Raw genomic sequence first — 15,977 nt, forward strand, 5'->3', positions numbered from 1 at the left:
AGAGAGCGATACGACCGATCTCGCCCCCGAACCCTCCCCCAACCCCAGTACAGACGCGATAAATCGCGTCTCTATCACGGTTGATCGCCCCGACAAAAATCCTGTCCCAGCGTCACCTACCGTCCCCACCCAAATCGCCCAGGTCATCCCCGACAGCACCCTCGGCAGCGAAACCTCGATCGTTGTCCCCGACGTGATCAAAGGCATTCCCAGCGATCGCATCGAAGGGGGAGCCGTGCGCGGCATCAACGTCTTCCACAGCTTCAGCCAGTTCAGCGTTGGCCAAGGCCAGGGAGCCTACTTCGCCACCCCTGCCGGGGTGCAGAACATCCTCAGCCGGGTGACTGGGGATACACCCTCCATCATCCAGGGACGGTTGGGGGTGGTAGGCAACGCCAACCTGTTTCTGGTCAATCCCAAAGGCATTGTTTTCGGCCCCAACTCCAGCCTGGACGTGACCGGCTCCTTCGTTGGAACCACCGCCTCCGGCATTCCCCTGGGGGATAAAGGCTCTTTCAGCGCCTCCGATCCGGGGTCCAGTAACCTGCTGGCCGTGGAACCCTCCGCCATGTTCTTGAACGCCCTCCAGGGAACATCCGGCAACATCACCAACCAGGGAACCCTGGCTACCGGCAAAGACCTGACCCTGATTGGGAACAATGTCACCAGCACGGGAGCGCTCAATACTCCCAATGGTCAGGTCACCGTTGCTGCTCTGGGCGATGCCTCCGTTCGAGAACTGACGGCCCAATCCGCCCTTTTGCAAGCCGGGAATAATCTGCTGCTGCAGGAGAGCAAACTGGTAACCGCCGGGAATATGACCCTGCTGGCCGATAACACCGTGCAGATCCGGGATAGTGTCCAGACCCCTTTCCTGGCATTCTCCGGCGGGAATATGCTGATCCAGGGCAACCAGGCCGTTGACATCCTGGCCCTGAACCACCCTGGCACCCCGTTTCAAAGCCTGGGCAATATGACCCTGGCCAGCAACGGTCCCGTCTCTGGTGATGCTCGCTATGCGGCTGCAGGCAATTTCTCGATCGTGAATCTGGCTGGTCAACCGGGAACCTTCCTCAGCCTGTATGACCCGATTATCAGTTCCACCGGCAATGTTGAGTTTGGCAGCTACACCGGCCCCTCTCTGAAAGTGGAAGCAGCAGGCAGCATTACCGTCACGGGCGCAATTACAATTACTGGACCCGATACCACCTTTGGTGGAGATGGAGTTTTGCAATCCACAGGCAATGTCACCATTGCAAAGACAGGCAACTTCGTTAGCTCCGGGACGATAAATAATAGTAGTTCTTCTAATAGTGCCAGCAGTCTGGAAGGGTATCTGTCCAACCAATCTGGAGATTTAACCGGAAAACTGAATGCGAGCACGGTGGGAGGCAGCAATAATGGAACCCCAACTACAGGTTCGGCGATCAAGTTGCAGTTTGGTGTCCCCTTGGCCGTGGATGATGGAACGACTGTTACCCCCGGCAAAAAAGTCGTTTCCTTTGACTGGACCTTCTCTACCAGTGAAAACACAAGCCCGACCAATACTTTCAAAGACTTCGCCTTTTACACAGTTTCAGGCCCAGATAAATTCTACCTTGGCGATGGTCCAGTCCCTGCCCTGGCTGATCAGCAACAGAATCAGGCATTTACTCTGGCCAATACTGCAAGCGCAATCAAGTCTGGGACTCAGGCTGTCACCCTTCTGAATAACGACACCGTCAACACGGCTACCTTTTCCCTGGGGATTGGCGTTATGAACGTCCAGGATACGTTAGTCAACTCTACAATCACCGTCAGTGGGTTTAAGGTAGACGGTGCCGCTGCTGATATCAGTGTCTCTGGTGATCCCGATGTGCCCACTTTGGGCAGCAGCGCTGCCCTGATTTTGAAAGCTGGCGTTCCCCTGGCTCAACTGAATCTCCCCAATACGAGCAACATCCTGGGAATTGTGCCTCCACCGGCTGTAGCTCCAGCCGTCTCATCTGTCTCTAGTGGCGGAGCTTCCTTTACTTCAACAGCCAACCCGCCAACACCACCCACCCTGGCCAGCATTGACATCACCGGGGCCATTAAAACGGTTCAGAATGGTTCTGCCAACGGTGGCCCTGTGATTCTGCAGGCTCCTGGAAATATCACCCTGACAAATGCCCCGATCACAACAGGCAACACGACCTCGACCCAAACCGGCTTTGTAACCATTGAATCCACTGCAGGCAACATTACCCTGACGAACAGTTCCATCTTCACTCAACCTAAAACAGGGGTCAATTCTGGTGGGGTCAGAATTGAAACCCAGGCGGCTAACGGGCAAATCCTGATTACCAACAGTACAATCACAACCTCTGCCAGTGAAGCGATCGGGGGTAAGGTCGAAATTCTGGCCAATAGTAATGCCAGTACCGCCGATCCTGCAATTAAAATTGTTGGCTCCACGATAGACACGGCTGGCTTTGATTCTGCTACCAACACAGGGACAGACCAGAAAAGTCGCAGCAGTGGTGTGCTGATTTCTGCACCGCAGAGTGCTGTTGAAATCTGCAGTACGGCAGCCTGTGATGGGTCAGGCTTCTCATCCACTATCTACTCAGATACCTTTTCCCTGGAGCGAGATTCAACCTCTGGCAACATTGAGATTGTGGGGGACACGATTAAGATTGTTAATTATAGACTCAATGCCGAATTGACCTTTAACAGCAAAGCAAATGGGGGCTCAATCCTGATTGGGAATGCAACAACTGTTGCAGTTGAAATCAACAAATCCACTATTCTGACCAGCGTGGGCAGCAGTGCAGAAGGAAAGGGTGGAGATATCCTTGTCAAAGGAAACGCTATTCAAATTTCCAATAACTCTCAACTCAATGCCAGTACAGCCAGTACAGTCGGAGCTACTCCCAATCCTGACGGTGGCAAGGGTGGCAAGGTTAATCTACAAGGTGAGGTTATTACTCTGGATTCAGCTCAGATCAATGCTTCTACCTCTGGCACCAAAGAGGGGGGGGCTATCACCCTGACCACTCCGAATAGTGGAACGATCGGCCTGACCAACAGTAAGCTCCTGACCACCGTTAACGTAGGGGGCAGTGGCAAGGGTGGAGATGTCACTCTGAATAGTGGAACTATTACCCTTGAGTCTGGTTCTCAGGTTAATGCTGACACCTTAGGCAGCGGAGATGGAGGGGTGATCTCTATTGGAGATGCAACAACGACCTCCTTAATTGATATCAAGGGGGCAACGACCCAGGTCACAACTACGGTTGGTAACAGTGCTAGTGGTAAAGGTGGAGATATCTTCATCAAAGGAAATACTATTCAGATTTCCAGTAACGCTAAACTTGATGCCAGTACAGCCAGTACGGTCGGGGTGATTCCTAACCCTGACGGAGGCAAAGGCGGAACAATTGATTTGCAGGGTGATTCCATCGCTCTGGATTTGGCTCAAATCAATGCTTCTACTTCTGGCACCAAAGCGGGGGGAGCCATCACTCTGACCACTCCCGATACGGGCACGATCGATCTAACTAACAGCAAACTCCTGACCACTGTCAATCCAGGAGCCAGTGGTCAAGGGGGGGACGTGACCCTAGCTAGTGGCACAATCTCTCTCAAGTCCACCTCTGAAGTCAATGCTGCCACTCTAGGAAATGGGGATCCAGGTCTGATTACAATTACGGCCCCTGCCAGCGTCACCGTTACAGACAGCACAATCACAGCCAAGACGGAAACCAGTAAGAACGCTGGCAACATTTTTATTGCCACTGGGGACCTCAAAGTAAATGGAGGGGGAAAAATTAACTCCGAAAGTACTAACACTGGGCGTGCGGGAACCATTCAAGTGCTGGCAAATTCCGTCCAGTTAGGAAACCCAACTGGAGCGGGGACTCTTTCTGTCAAAGCAACTGGCCCTACAGGTCAGGGTGGGGTAATTTTCATTCTGGCTCCTCAAGTCACGCTGCAAAATGGATCACAAATCTCTGCTTCTAACATTGCTGATAGTAGTCTTGCCCCTAACTCTGGCATTGCCTTATTCGGTCTAAACACCCTGGAATTAACGGACAGCGAAATCTCTGCTTCGACAGAAACGGGACAGGCTGGTGTTGTATACATTAATTCCTTCTTCAGCCCTCTACCTGCCCAGAGCGTGACCCTGATCAATTCCACTTTATCTGTGAAAGCAAATGGAGCCACAGGTACAGCAGGAGATATTCTCCTCAACACTCAAAATTTATTCCTGGATAATTCCACTATTCTGGCCTCGATCGTGGATGGCGATCCGACAAAACCCAGCAGTAACTTAACCGTAGAAGCCGCTGGGAACCTTGCCAATACGATCGAACTGAAAGGAGCCAGCAGTATTTCTCTGGAAGCAACGGGCAATGGCAAGGCTGGCAATATCACCCTCAAGACCCAAAATCTAATTTTGACTGGCAATTCAATAGTTGAGCAATCTACGATTAAGGCTTCTACAGGGACAGGACAAGCTGGGAATCTGTCTATCAACGAGGGCGTCACACCTGCCGATAGCATCACGCTCAACAATGGCACCCTCAGTGTGGCTGCAACGGGTGCGGTAGGGAACAGTACAGCGGGCAACATTGTGTTGAATACGCAGACCCTGGACTTGCAAAATAATTCCGAAATTTCCACTGCATCGAAATCCAATGCTCCCGGCAGCAGCGCTGGCTTCATTACCAGTACAGCCAACACCCTCACCCTGCAGGGCAACTCCAGCATCACCGCCTCCACCAAGGCCGGTCAGGGCGGCAACATTACCTTTACCAAACTTAATATCCTGACTGCTGAGAATAGCCAGATCGCCACCGCCACCGAAACGGGTAAAGCCGGAAACCTGTCGGTGAATGAGGGTGGCCCCGCAGCCACCACGATCGCCCTGGATAACGCCACCTTCAGTTTGGCTGCAACGGGTGCGGTAGGGAACAGCACAGCAGGAAACATTGTGCTGAATACGCAGACCCTGGGCTTGCAAAATAATTCCGAAATTTCCACTGCATCGAAATCCAATGCTCCCAGCAGCAGCGCTGGCTTCATTACCAGTACAGCCAACACCCTCATATTGCAGGGTAACTCCAGCATCACCGCCTCCACCAAGGCCGGTCAGGGCGGCAACATTACCTTTACCAAACTCAATATTCTGACTGCTGAGAATAGCCAGATCGCCACCGCCACCGAAACGGGTAAAGCCGGAAACCTGTCGGTGAATGAGGGTGGCCCCGCAGCCACCACGATCGCCCTGAATAATGCCACCTTCAGTCTGGCTGCAACGGGTGCAACAGGGAACAGTACAGCGGGCAACATTGTGCTGAATACGCAGACCCTGGGCTTGCAAAATAATTCCGAAATTTCCACTGCATCGAAATCCAATGATTTTGGCAGCACAGCGGGTTATATCACCAGCACTGCAAATTTGATGATCCTGCAAGGTAATTCCAGCATTACTGCGTCTACGATCGGCGGCAAAGGTGGCAACATCACCTTCACCAATCTCAACACATTGACCGCTCAGAACAGCGACATCTCAACTTCGACGGAAAATGGACTCAGTGGCATTATTACGATCGTGGCTACCCAAATGGTCGATCTGAATGGGCCGGGGGGCCTGTTTGCTGGAGCAACTGGCACCAATGGCACTCCGGCCAACATTCAGGTCACAACCCCCACCTTATTGGTTCGGAATGGCGCCGAAATTGCCACCTCTACACTAGGGACGAAAAGTGCCGGAAGTATCAGTATTCAGGTCGGGGATACCCTGGAGCTGAATGGGGGCAGCATCAACAGCAAAAGTAAGAGCACAGGTGATGCCGGGATGATTACGATTCAGTCTCCGATCGTCCGGGCCAGTGGCGGCGAAATTTCCGCTGAATCCCAGCAAGGTGGGGGCGGCCAGATCTTCATCACCGCCAAAGACATTCGCTTACGCAATAGCAGCCCCATCATCAGTAGCGTGTTTGACGGCACGGGCAATGGCGGCAGTATCCTGATTCAGTCCTATGTGTTCCTGGCTCTCGAAGACAGTGATATTCTGGCCAACGCCGAGTTTGGGGATGGGGGCCAGATTACCATCAATGCTCCGGCCTTTGTCGCCGATATCTTTGCCTTCGTGAAGCCCAATCCAGGAAGCCTGAATCCTTTCCGGCACAACGGGCGCGTGGATATCTCCGCTTCCTCCCGGTTTGGTGTCAGTGGTGCAGTTTTGGTCCCTGACTTCACCTTCCTGCAAAATTCCCTGACTTCCTTATCAGAAAATCTGGTCAATCCGGATGAGGCCATTTCCCGCAGTTGTCAGGCTCGCCAGAACGCCACCCAGGGCAGCTTTGTGATCACGGGTACGGGTGGTCTGGTCCGCACCCCCTACGACCTCCCAGGCGGGAGCTACCCCCTGAGTGACCTGCAACCCCTGCAGAATCCGACGGGAAACCCCACCACGGGGTCTAACATTGCCCCTCCAGAAGTTTCGATCGAGCAGCCCCGCCGGGAAGCCAGAGGCGTTTCCCGCACTGCGGATGGTAGGGTACTCCTGGCAAGCAATGCTCAAACGATGCAGATTCCAGGGGTGGGGGAAGTCGTTTGTCATTAGGGGCGTTGTATTAATGCTGGGTCGGAAATCAGCGGTTGCAATTCCAATCCATTGGGTATCAATCTGACCACTTTTAGCAGTTTCATCCGGGTGTCTGGAGCAATGCTTTGAAGGGGTGCAATAGTAAGGTCAATTACATGATTTTTGCGTCTGATACAGAACAAATTCTCTAAAACGCATTGGGATGAATATCGATGCCGGTGAAGCTCAAAAAACACTTAAGAGAATGGGCCGGTGTCCTGTTGATGGTGCCGATGGTCACCAGTGTGATTGCACTGGCCCGGATAGTGGGTTGGCTACAACCTCTGGAACTGGCAGCCTATGACCAGTTCGTTAGCATAAAACCACCCCAATCCACAGATCCACGAATTCTGATCATCGAGGTTTCGGAAGAAGACATTCGCACCCATGGACATCCAATTCCAGATGGGGTTCTGGCTCGCCTGATTCAAAAACTCAACCAGTCGCGACCGGCAGCGATCGGCCTCGATATTGTGCGGGATATTCCCGTTCCTCCTGGTCATGCGGAACTGGAAAAAACCTTCAGGGCCACTCCCAATTTAATTGGGATCGCATTTCGCTCCGATACCCCTGCCGATAATATTGCCCCACCTCCAGCTCTCCCACCCCAGCAAGTGGGTCTGAGTAATATGTTTCATGACGCGGATGGGATCACTCGACGTGGGTTACTGTATTTGTCCAACCCTGACGGTACGGTAGAGACAGGATTTAGTATGAAGCTGGCTGCCCTCTATTTGCAAAAGCAGGGCATTGCTCTCCCCCAGCCTGAAAATCTCAGGACCAATTCCATGCTGCAAATTGGCAATGGCAGGTTGGTCAAACTCTGGTCCAATGATGGCGGCTATGTGAATGTCATCACCAATGACAAGCACTATCTGCTCCTGATTAACTACCGAGCCGCTCGGGGCGGCTTTTCCACAGCCACGCTGACCGATGTCCTGGAAAATCGGGTTCCCGAAAACTTTATTCGCAATCGGGTCATCCTGATTGGATATTCAGCCCCCAGCGTGGATGATACGTTTCTGACCCCCTATCGCACGGGGACAGCCGTCAATATGCTGGGGGTGGCAGTCCATGCCACCATGGTTAGTCAGATCCTCAATACTGCCCAGCAGGGAGAAACCTCCATTCGAAGCTGGCCAGAACCTGTGAAATACCTGTGGATCATTGTGTGGGGCATCATTGGGACATTCTTAAGCTGGCAACTTCGATCGCCCCGCCACCTGATTCCAGCCCTGCTCGTACTCCAGTTGGGGCTATTTGGGAGCTGCTATTTGGCATTCCTGATGCACTGGTGGATTCCCCTCATCCCCCCCACTCTAGCCTTGCTGACCGCCAGCATCCTGACCACCCTCTACGTTGCGAGTTTGGAACATCAGGAGCGGCAGTTGGTGATGACGCTATTTGGTCGTCATGTTACTCCCGATGTGGCTGAAATGATTTGGCAGAACCGGGAACAGGTGATGGCGGAAGGGCGAATGCGCGGGAAGAAAATGACGGCCACCGTTTTGTTTACAGATTTGAAAGATTTTAGCAGTATTACAGAGCGGACAAGCCCGGAAAGTTTGATGGATTGGTTGAATGAATATATGGAGGCCATGGTGCAGCTTGTGCTGGAACATGGTGGAATTGTTGACAAACTGATTGGCGATGCAGTGATGGCTATTTTTGGTGTCCCGATCCCCCGAACAACCACAGCGGCAGTTGCTGCCGATGCCTGTCATGCCGTTCAATGCGCTATTGCCATGGCAAGAGCCCTGGAGCAGCTTAACCAGCGGTGGCAGGCTCGACAACAACCCCTCGCCTACATGCGAATTGGCATTGCCACTGGGGAGGTGATTACGGGAAGTCTGGGTAGCCAGAAACGACTGGATTACACCACCATCGGCGACAGCGTGAATGTGGCAGCCCGTCTTGAAAGTTACAACAAATCGATGGACACCGGGTTATGCCGCATTTTGATTGATGAAGTCACATTTCACTACATCCAGGGCAAGTTTTCTACCCAGTACGTTGGTACAGCACAACTGAAAGGACGACAGCAGAATTCAAAGATTTACCAGGTTTTGGTAGATCAGCCTGCGTCGCTCAGTTACCAGACCCGGACTGACGATCGATAAGCCTATCTGCAATTACGGCATTGTCACGCACACACAGGATACTCCTATGGCATACTCTCCCAGATTTTCAACCCTTCTCATGTCAGCTCTGCTGGTATCCACGTTCAGTGGTTTCTCAACGATCGCGCTGGCAGGCCCAAAATTCCCCCTGCAGGGACAAGCCTCAACCCCGCAACTGGCCAATACAGGGGCGGCTCCCAAGCAACTTGGCAACACCAACTCCAGAAACCAGCCAGGAACCCTCAGCAATGAGAGTCGATCGGGTGGCAAGCGGGGAAATTGTGTGAACGAACCTCAGGCCGCTGTGAAGCTCCTGCAACCCCAGGGGGTCAAGATGGAAACCACCCTGGATACACCCGTTATCCCCTGGTTTACGACCGTTTCCCGTGCTTTTGAAGTTGGCATTGATGACCAGCAAACCGAAAAAGAACTATTGTCCCAAGAGATTCCGCTGAAACAAATCACAGCTCGAAAACTCAATAGCTTTTCCATCCCCAATAGCGCGGCCCTGGTTCCGGGCAAGGTCTATACCCTGACGGTCTCCCTGATCTGCAATACGAAGGACCGGTCCCAAGACGCCTTTGAAAAGATGGAGCTGACCCGTGTCGCCCCTACGGCAGACCTGGTGAAAGCAATCCAGGATTTGAGCAAAAATACTCAAACGCCCGGTGTCATCATCGCGAAGGCTCGTCTCTACCAGAAATCCGGATACTGGTATGACGCCATTTCCACCCTGCTTGCGGTTCCCCGATCGCAGCCAATTCAAGCTGAACTGGTTCGTATGCTGGATCAGGCCGGGTTGAAGGACATTGCCGCCGCCGAGCGTCGATAACGTTGAACCTTAGGATGCCCTTCAGAGTCGGAGGGGGACCAGAGTCAGAGTAACTCTTTGATCTGTTTCTGGAGATCGGACTTGATCTGGGCATAATGCTCCGCCTGGCACCAGGGCCGTAAGGTCAGCACTGTATTATCCACCGCCACAGCGGTCACCTCGCAGGTTGGCTGAGGCTCCGGTAAGACCAGGGTATGGTTGTGGGCGATCTTGATCAGGTCTCGAATCGTCGCATCGATCGGGCGATCGCCAATGCCGATCTCCAGGTCCACTCGTCTTGTACCTAACACCGTCTTGTTCTTCAGGGTGGTAGAAAACAGGTTACTATTGGGCACAGTAATCCGAATATTATCTGCCGTAATCAGGGTGGTGGAGAAGAGGCCAATTCCATCCACCATCCCTTCAACTCCAGCCCCTTCCACCACATCCCCCACTTCAAAGGGTCGCAGGATAATCAGCATCACCCCAGCCGCAAAATGGGAAAGAGTTCCCTGCAAAGCCAGACCAGCAGCCAGACCGGCAGCCCCCACAACAGCCACTACTGTCGTTGTCTCAATTTGCAAGGCATTGAGTGCCGCCAGAATCCCTACCATCAAGGTCAGAATCTCGGCCACCTGAACCAGAAACTTCCGCAGGGTAGCCTCCATGCGCCCCAGGGTTTGACGGGCCAGGCGATTCACAATACGAATGGTAAAGCGAGTAATGATCAGAATCCCGATCGCCCAGAGGCAGCGAGTTGCTACAGGAATCGCCAGTCTGGCAAGGTCCGTCGTGATTACCGTTGGAACATCAACCGCTAACAATGGAAAAAGGTCAGCCATGGTTTTAAGCCTGATAATGCGTTTTCATCCTAGCTTCCCTGCAGGTGTTGCATACACACATCCTCTCCAGGGAGAGAGATCACCCCGTCCCTGCGGGTAAACCCATGGATTCCAATCCCAATTTCAATGGAGATGAGATGCAAGATTGAAGGGGATTGACTATAGTGGAAAAACTTGGAACATGGGAAAACCTGTTCCATCTTAGTATCTACAGCTCAATGGTTCTCATGGATTCAAAGTCAACCCGTTCTCAAGTTGGTCAGCCCGCCTTCTCCATGGAAGATTTTGCCAAAGCCCTGGATGCACAGGACTATCAGTTCCAAACTGGTGAGATTGTGCGGGGCAAGGTTCACAACTATGAGCGAGATGGGGCCTATGTGGACATTGGGGGAAAATCCCTGGCTTTTCTGCCGATTGCGGAAGCCTCTCTGGGACAGGTAACTGATTTATCCCAGATTTTGCCGTTGCAGCAAGAGCAAGAGTTCATGATCATCCGGGAGCAAAATGCTGAGGGTCAGATCACGATCTCTCGCCGTCGCCTGGAGTTGAAGAAAGTTTGGGCCCAACTGGCTGAAATGCAGACCAACGAAGAAACGATCGCGGTTCGAGTCAGCGGCCTGAACAAGGGGGGCGTGATGGTGGATGTGCAGGGTTTGCGAGGCTTCATCCCCCGATCCCATCTGGTTGAGCGAGACAATCTGGACACCCTGAAAGGTCAGACCCTGACCGTGAGCTTTTTAGAAGTGAACCCGGATCAGAATCGGTTGGTTCTCTCCCAGCGACAGGCCACCCGTGCCGCCAGCATTGGTCAGTTAGAGTCGGGGCAATTAATTGAAGGCCGGATCACGGGGATTAAACCCTTTGGGGTCTTCGTTGAATTCAAGGGAACGACCGGTCTGCTCCACATCAATCAGATCAGTAAGAACTATATTGCCTCCCTGACAGACCTATTCCAGGTGGGTCAGCCGATTAAAGCGGTGATTACGGACCTGGATCAACAACGGGGAAGAATTTCCCTTTCAACGAGAGTCCTGGAAAATTTCCCCGGAGAAATGGTGGAACAAACCGCTACGGTGATGGAAGAGGCAGAGTCACGGATGGAAAAAGTCCGTAAAAACCTGCTGCGCAGCGGAGAAGAGGGCTAGTGTTGCAATAAAAACATCAGAAGCTGAAGAGGGCCAAAGACTGGGCTGATTTAACATGCCCGGTCTTGAACTTTTTCTGCATTGTCGAGGATAATTGTTACAGCTCGAACCTGGAGATTTTCAGTATGAGTCAACATGAGTTTCACGATGGGCCTTCTCTGGCAGAGGCCGCCGAACAATTGGGCAAAAAAGCAGTCAGGCTGGGCCTCATCCATAGCCTCTATATTCACTATTTTGCCGACAGTAGCGAATTTTACATTCCCAATGACAAAGAAGGGACAGCCCTCACCCCCGAAGAAGCCTATATGCAGCTCAAGAAGTTAATCACCAAAGCAGAAAATTCATAGGTTTATAGATCACCTTTCCCAGGCGGGAAGCGAGTAGATCACCAGCTCAATCAGAGGCAGGGCACTTCACTGATTCCCTAGCGTTGCAGTTGATCAATGAACTGAACCGCATCCTTGTAGTTTTTACTATCGCCCTTCTTTTGATAAATTTCGGCAGCAGTCTGTAAGTCCTTAATCGCAGTTTTGCGATCGTTCAAATTGGCATAAACAATTGCTCGATTGAAGTAGGCATCTGCATAATCAGGGCGTAGTTCGATCGCCCGAGCATATTCTGCAATGGCGTCTTTGTACTTTTTATCCATGTAGTAGAGAATGCCCCGATTGTAGTAACCTTCCGGCAAATTGGGGTTGATTCGAATCGCTGCATTGTAATCGTTCAGGGCTCCTTTGATGTCTCCCTGACGGCGTTTGGCCACGCCCCGATTCAGGTAGGCATCCACATACTTAGGATTCAGGCGAATGGCTGTCGAATAGTCCTCAATTGCAGCTTTGAAATTCCCCTGCCGCCGGTAAGAAATCCCCCGATTGTAGTAAGCAACTGGGAGATTGATATTGCCCCAGTTCTGATTGATCTGAATGGCTTTCGTAAAGTCCAGAATGGCCCGCTTTTCGTCTCCCAGAGCAGAATAGGCATTGCCCCGGTTATTGTAAGCCAGAGAATAGCTGGGATTCAGGCGGATCGCTTCTGTAAAATCTGCCACCGCCCCCTGCAAATCTCCTTTTTCTGCTTTATCCACCCCCCGATTTACCAGGTCTCCGGCACTGGCCTGGGCTAGCAATACTGTAGGAACCTGAGCAGAGCCTGGGACAGCAACAGCCCCAGTCAGAAGAACGATCGCACTCAGGAGAACTGTGGATTGTGAGATAACCTTCATAGGGATGTCCAATGTAACGTCAGTAAAACAGGCGGCCCAGCAAAACTATCCAACGGTGGTGCAACACCTCAAATAACCCGAAACTGAAACCCTTGCCCTGACAGGGTTTCAGCCCTGCATGACATCGTGATGATGTGTTAAAATATTAGCAGAATCGCATCGTTTAGCAATTGGAAGCAGCCAGTTTATGACTATTGTCCCGACCGACCTGCGGAACGAAATGTCCCGCTCATACCTGGAATATGCAATGAGTGTAATTGTGGGTCGGGCGCTCCCGGATGCGAGGGATGGGCTCAAACCAGTGCACCGCCGCATTCTCTACGCCATGCATGAGTTGGGTCTGGCCTCCGATCGCCCCTTCCGGAAATGTGCCCGTGTGGTCGGGGAAGTCCTGGGGAAGTACCATCCCCACGGAGATACTGCCGTCTATGATGCCCTGGTACGGATGGCCCAGGATTTCTCAATGCGGGCTCCCCTGATCGATGGCCATGGCAATTTCGGGTCGATCGACAATGACCCTCCTGCCGCCATGCGATACACCGAATGTCGCTTGAGACCCCTGACCAGCGCCGCCATGCTGCAGGACATTGAATCAGAGACGGTCGATTTTGGGGATAACTTCGATGGCTCTACCCAGGAACCGTTGGTCATGCCCGCCCGCATTCCCCAGTTGTTGCTGAATGGGTCCTCTGGAATTGCCGTAGGCATGGCCACCAATATTCCCCCCCATAACCTGGGGGAACTGATTGACGGGCTGATTGCCCTGATCCAAAACCCGGATATCACCAATCTGGAGTTGATGCAATATATCCCTGGCCCGGACTTCCCCACGGGGGCGCAGGTTCTGGGCACCAGTGGCATTCGGGAATCCTATCAGACCGGGCGCGGCTCCATCACCATGCGCGGGGTAGCCACGATCGAAACCATTGAACAACGGGGACGGCCCGATCGGGAAGCCATCATCGTCACTGAGCTACCTTATCAGACCAATAAGGCCGCTCTGATTGAAAAGATCGCCGAAATGGTCAATGACAAGCGCCTGGATGGGATCTCCGATATTCGGGACGAGAGCGATCGGGATGGCATGCGGATTGTGATCGAGCTGAAGCGGGATGCCTATCCCCGTGTTGTGCTCAATAACCTGTACAAACAGACCCCCCTGCAGGCCAATTTTGGAGTGAATATGCTGGCCCTGGTCAATGGGGAACCCCAGACCATGAGCCTGCGGCAGATGCTCAGTGTCTTCCTGGATTTCCGGATTGAGACCATTACCCGACGCACCCGATACGAACTGCGGAAGGCAGAGGAGCGGGATCACATCCTGCAGGGCTTGTTAATCGCCCTGTCTAATCTGGATGCCATCATTGCCACGATCCGACGCGCCGCTGATGCCCCCACTGCTCGGCAAGAATTGATCGACTCCTACGGCCTGTCGGAGGCCCAATCCGATGCGATTCTGCAGATGCAACTCCGCCGTTTGACGGCCCTGGAAGCGGAGAAAATTCACCAGGAGCATGACGACTTGCAATCCCGGATTGTCAACCTGCAGGATATCCTGGCTCGACGAGAACGCATTCTGGAGATTATTGAAACAGAAGTTACCGAGTTACGCACTGTCCATGCCACCCCCCGACGGACCACGATCGAACAATCGGAGGATGAACTGGGCGATGCGGACCTAATTGCCAATGAGCGGGCCATTATCCTGCTGACGGAACAGGGCTACATCAAACGAATGCCTTTGAATGCTTTTGAAGCCCAGAGTCGTGCCACGCGAGGCAAAGCAGGCACACGCATGAAGGAGGATGATGGGGTCGAACACTTCATCACCTGCCGGGATCACGACAGCATTCTGCTCTTTACCGATCGGGGTATTGTGTACTGCCTCAGGGCCTATCAGATTCCTTCTGCCTCCCGCACGGCCAGAGGGGTGCCCGTAGTGCAGATGTTGCCCATTCCCAGGGATGAGAAAATCACCTCCCTGATTCCAGTTGCGGAATTTAGCGATGATGAATACCTGGTGATGTTGACTTCGGGAGGGTTCATTAAAAAGACTGCCCTGACCGCTTTCAGTAACATTCGCACCAATGGCCTGATCGCAATTTCCCTAGAAGAAGGAGATCACCTGCGCTGGGTCCGACCGGCCCGCGTCGATGACAGTATCATCATCGGTTCCAGTGGAGGGATGGCGATTCATTTCCGGGCCGATCATGAGCAACTGCGCCCGATCGGGCGGGGAACGCGGGGGGTACGGGCTATGAAACTGAAGGAGGGAGATCGGCTGATCAGCATGGATATCCTGCCCGCAACGATCGTTGCCAGCCTGCCCCTGGCTGAAGAGACGGATCTGGAAGATTCAGAGGCGGAGGACCTGGAAGAGCAGGATCTGGAGGAAGGGGAAGCAGGAGAAGCAGAGGACCCCACCCTCGCCACGGCTCAAGGACCCTGGATTCTGGTGATTACCGCCAACGGCTATGGCAAGCGGGTACCTGTTTCCCGTTTCCGCTTGCAAAGGCGGGCAGGTCGGGGCAAGATTGTGACCAAGTTCAAGTCCCGCTCTTTGCAGGATCAACTGGTTGCCCTCCGTATCGTTAACGAAGACAATGAACTGATGTTGGTGACTACTCGGGGCATCATTATCCGGCAGGCCGTGAATGCGATTTCGTCCCAATCCCCCTCTGCTACTGGGGTGCGGGTTCAGCGGTTGGATGAAGATGACACGATCGCGGCTGTAGCGCTCGTGCCCATCACCGATGGTGATGATGCGGCTTCGCTGGAAGCGAACCTTCCAACTGATGTTGATGCGGGCTCTCCGGTTACCCCTGACGCCGACGTTTCAACTGAACCTGAAGCAGAATAATATCCAGGGTTGGGGCAAACCATTGCCCCTTATCCATTACCTTCCCTTCCCCATGCCTGATCCCATGATGTACCGCCAGGACCATTTCGTGGTGCTGGAACCTAACCAGCCTGAGCAATTCCTGACAGCAGCAGAACTCCTGGAGAAGCTGAAGCAGGTTCTGGCTGGCTGTCAGGATGATTTGCCTAGAGACTTACAACCATTACCCTCGATCGCAGCCCAGGCCCAATACCTGTTGGATACGTCCTGCGAATTCGATGTCGCCCCCGGACAATTCCTCCAGTGGTATGCAGTCCGTCTGGAAAAGTAGCCCCACCTTTTGAGAATTTGGAGTATACTGCCTCTACACCTGGGGTGTAGA

The 15,977-nt window shown here is 53.0% G+C and carries 10 protein-coding genes; 7 read left to right on the top strand and 3 right to left on the bottom strand.

Annotated features, from left to right (window positions below; translation table 11 throughout):
• Positions 1-207, bottom strand: a 207-nt coding sequence (locus tag BST81_RS28360) for a hypothetical protein (protein WP_216351190.1), incomplete at its 3' end; no start/stop codon positions are given.
• Here BST81_RS28360 and BST81_RS03010 point away from each other — a divergent pair.
• The 3 genes from BST81_RS03010 to BST81_RS03020 all read left to right on the top strand — a co-directional run bounded on the left by BST81_RS03010 (position 194) and on the right by BST81_RS03020 (position 9,568).
• A complete protein-coding gene (locus tag BST81_RS03010) occupies positions 194-6,595 on the top strand; it encodes a filamentous hemagglutinin N-terminal domain-containing protein (RefSeq protein ID WP_216351191.1) in 6,402 nt (2,133 codons plus the stop codon). The two genes, BST81_RS28360 and BST81_RS03010, sit on opposite strands and share 14 nt — an antisense overlap.
• 194 nt (positions 6,596-6,789) lie before the next feature.
• Complete coding sequence (locus BST81_RS03015) at positions 6,790-8,736, top strand: adenylate/guanylate cyclase domain-containing protein (RefSeq protein ID WP_075597073.1); 1,947 nt, start codon at positions 6,790-6,792, stop codon at positions 8,734-8,736.
• 46 nt (positions 8,737-8,782) lie between these two features.
• Complete coding sequence (locus BST81_RS03020; RefSeq protein WP_083636627.1) at positions 8,783-9,568, top strand: DUF928 domain-containing protein; 786 nt, start codon at positions 8,783-8,785, stop codon at positions 9,566-9,568.
• A gap of 44 nt (positions 9,569-9,612) precedes the next feature.
• Here BST81_RS03020 and BST81_RS03025 read toward each other — a convergent pair whose 3' ends face one another.
• Positions 9,613-10,389: a mechanosensitive ion channel family protein gene (locus BST81_RS03025; protein ID WP_075597075.1), complete on the bottom strand. Its 777-nt coding sequence runs from the start codon at positions 10,387-10,389 to the stop codon at positions 9,613-9,615.
• Positions 10,390-10,616: 227 nt separating this feature from the next.
• On the opposite strand from BST81_RS03025, the gene BST81_RS03030 reads away from it, so the two are divergent.
• Positions 10,617-11,534 (top strand): S1 RNA-binding domain-containing protein, encoded by a 918-nt coding sequence (locus BST81_RS03030; protein ID WP_075597102.1) that lies wholly within the window; start codon positions 10,617-10,619, stop codon positions 11,532-11,534.
• A 125-nt stretch (positions 11,535-11,659) separates the two neighbouring features.
• Positions 11,660-11,881, top strand: coding sequence for a hypothetical protein (locus BST81_RS03035; protein WP_075597076.1), 222 nt, complete (start codon positions 11,660-11,662; stop codon positions 11,879-11,881).
• A 77-nt stretch (positions 11,882-11,958) separates the two neighbouring features.
• Here the strand turns inward: BST81_RS03035 and BST81_RS03040 are convergent, their stop codons facing one another.
• Complete coding sequence (locus BST81_RS03040; protein WP_075597077.1) at positions 11,959-12,756, bottom strand: tetratricopeptide repeat protein; 798 nt, start codon at positions 12,754-12,756, stop codon at positions 11,959-11,961.
• Positions 12,757-12,943: 187 nt separating this feature from the next.
• On the opposite strand from BST81_RS03040, the gene gyrA reads away from it, so the two are divergent.
• Both gyrA and BST81_RS03050 read left to right on the top strand, forming a co-directional pair.
• Entirely contained in the window at positions 12,944-15,616 is a 2,673-nt protein-coding gene (gyrA, locus tag BST81_RS03045) for a DNA topoisomerase (ATP-hydrolyzing) subunit A (RefSeq protein WP_075597078.1), read from the top strand.
• Between the two features lie 52 nt (positions 15,617-15,668).
• Positions 15,669-15,926: a chlororespiratory reduction protein 7 gene (locus BST81_RS03050; protein ID WP_075597103.1), complete on the top strand. Its 258-nt coding sequence runs from the start codon at positions 15,669-15,671 to the stop codon at positions 15,924-15,926.
• Positions 15,927-15,977 lie beyond the last annotated feature (51 nt).

Source organism: Leptolyngbya sp. 'hensonii' (genome assembly GCF_001939115.1).
Taxonomy (GTDB): Bacteria; Cyanobacteriota; Cyanobacteriia.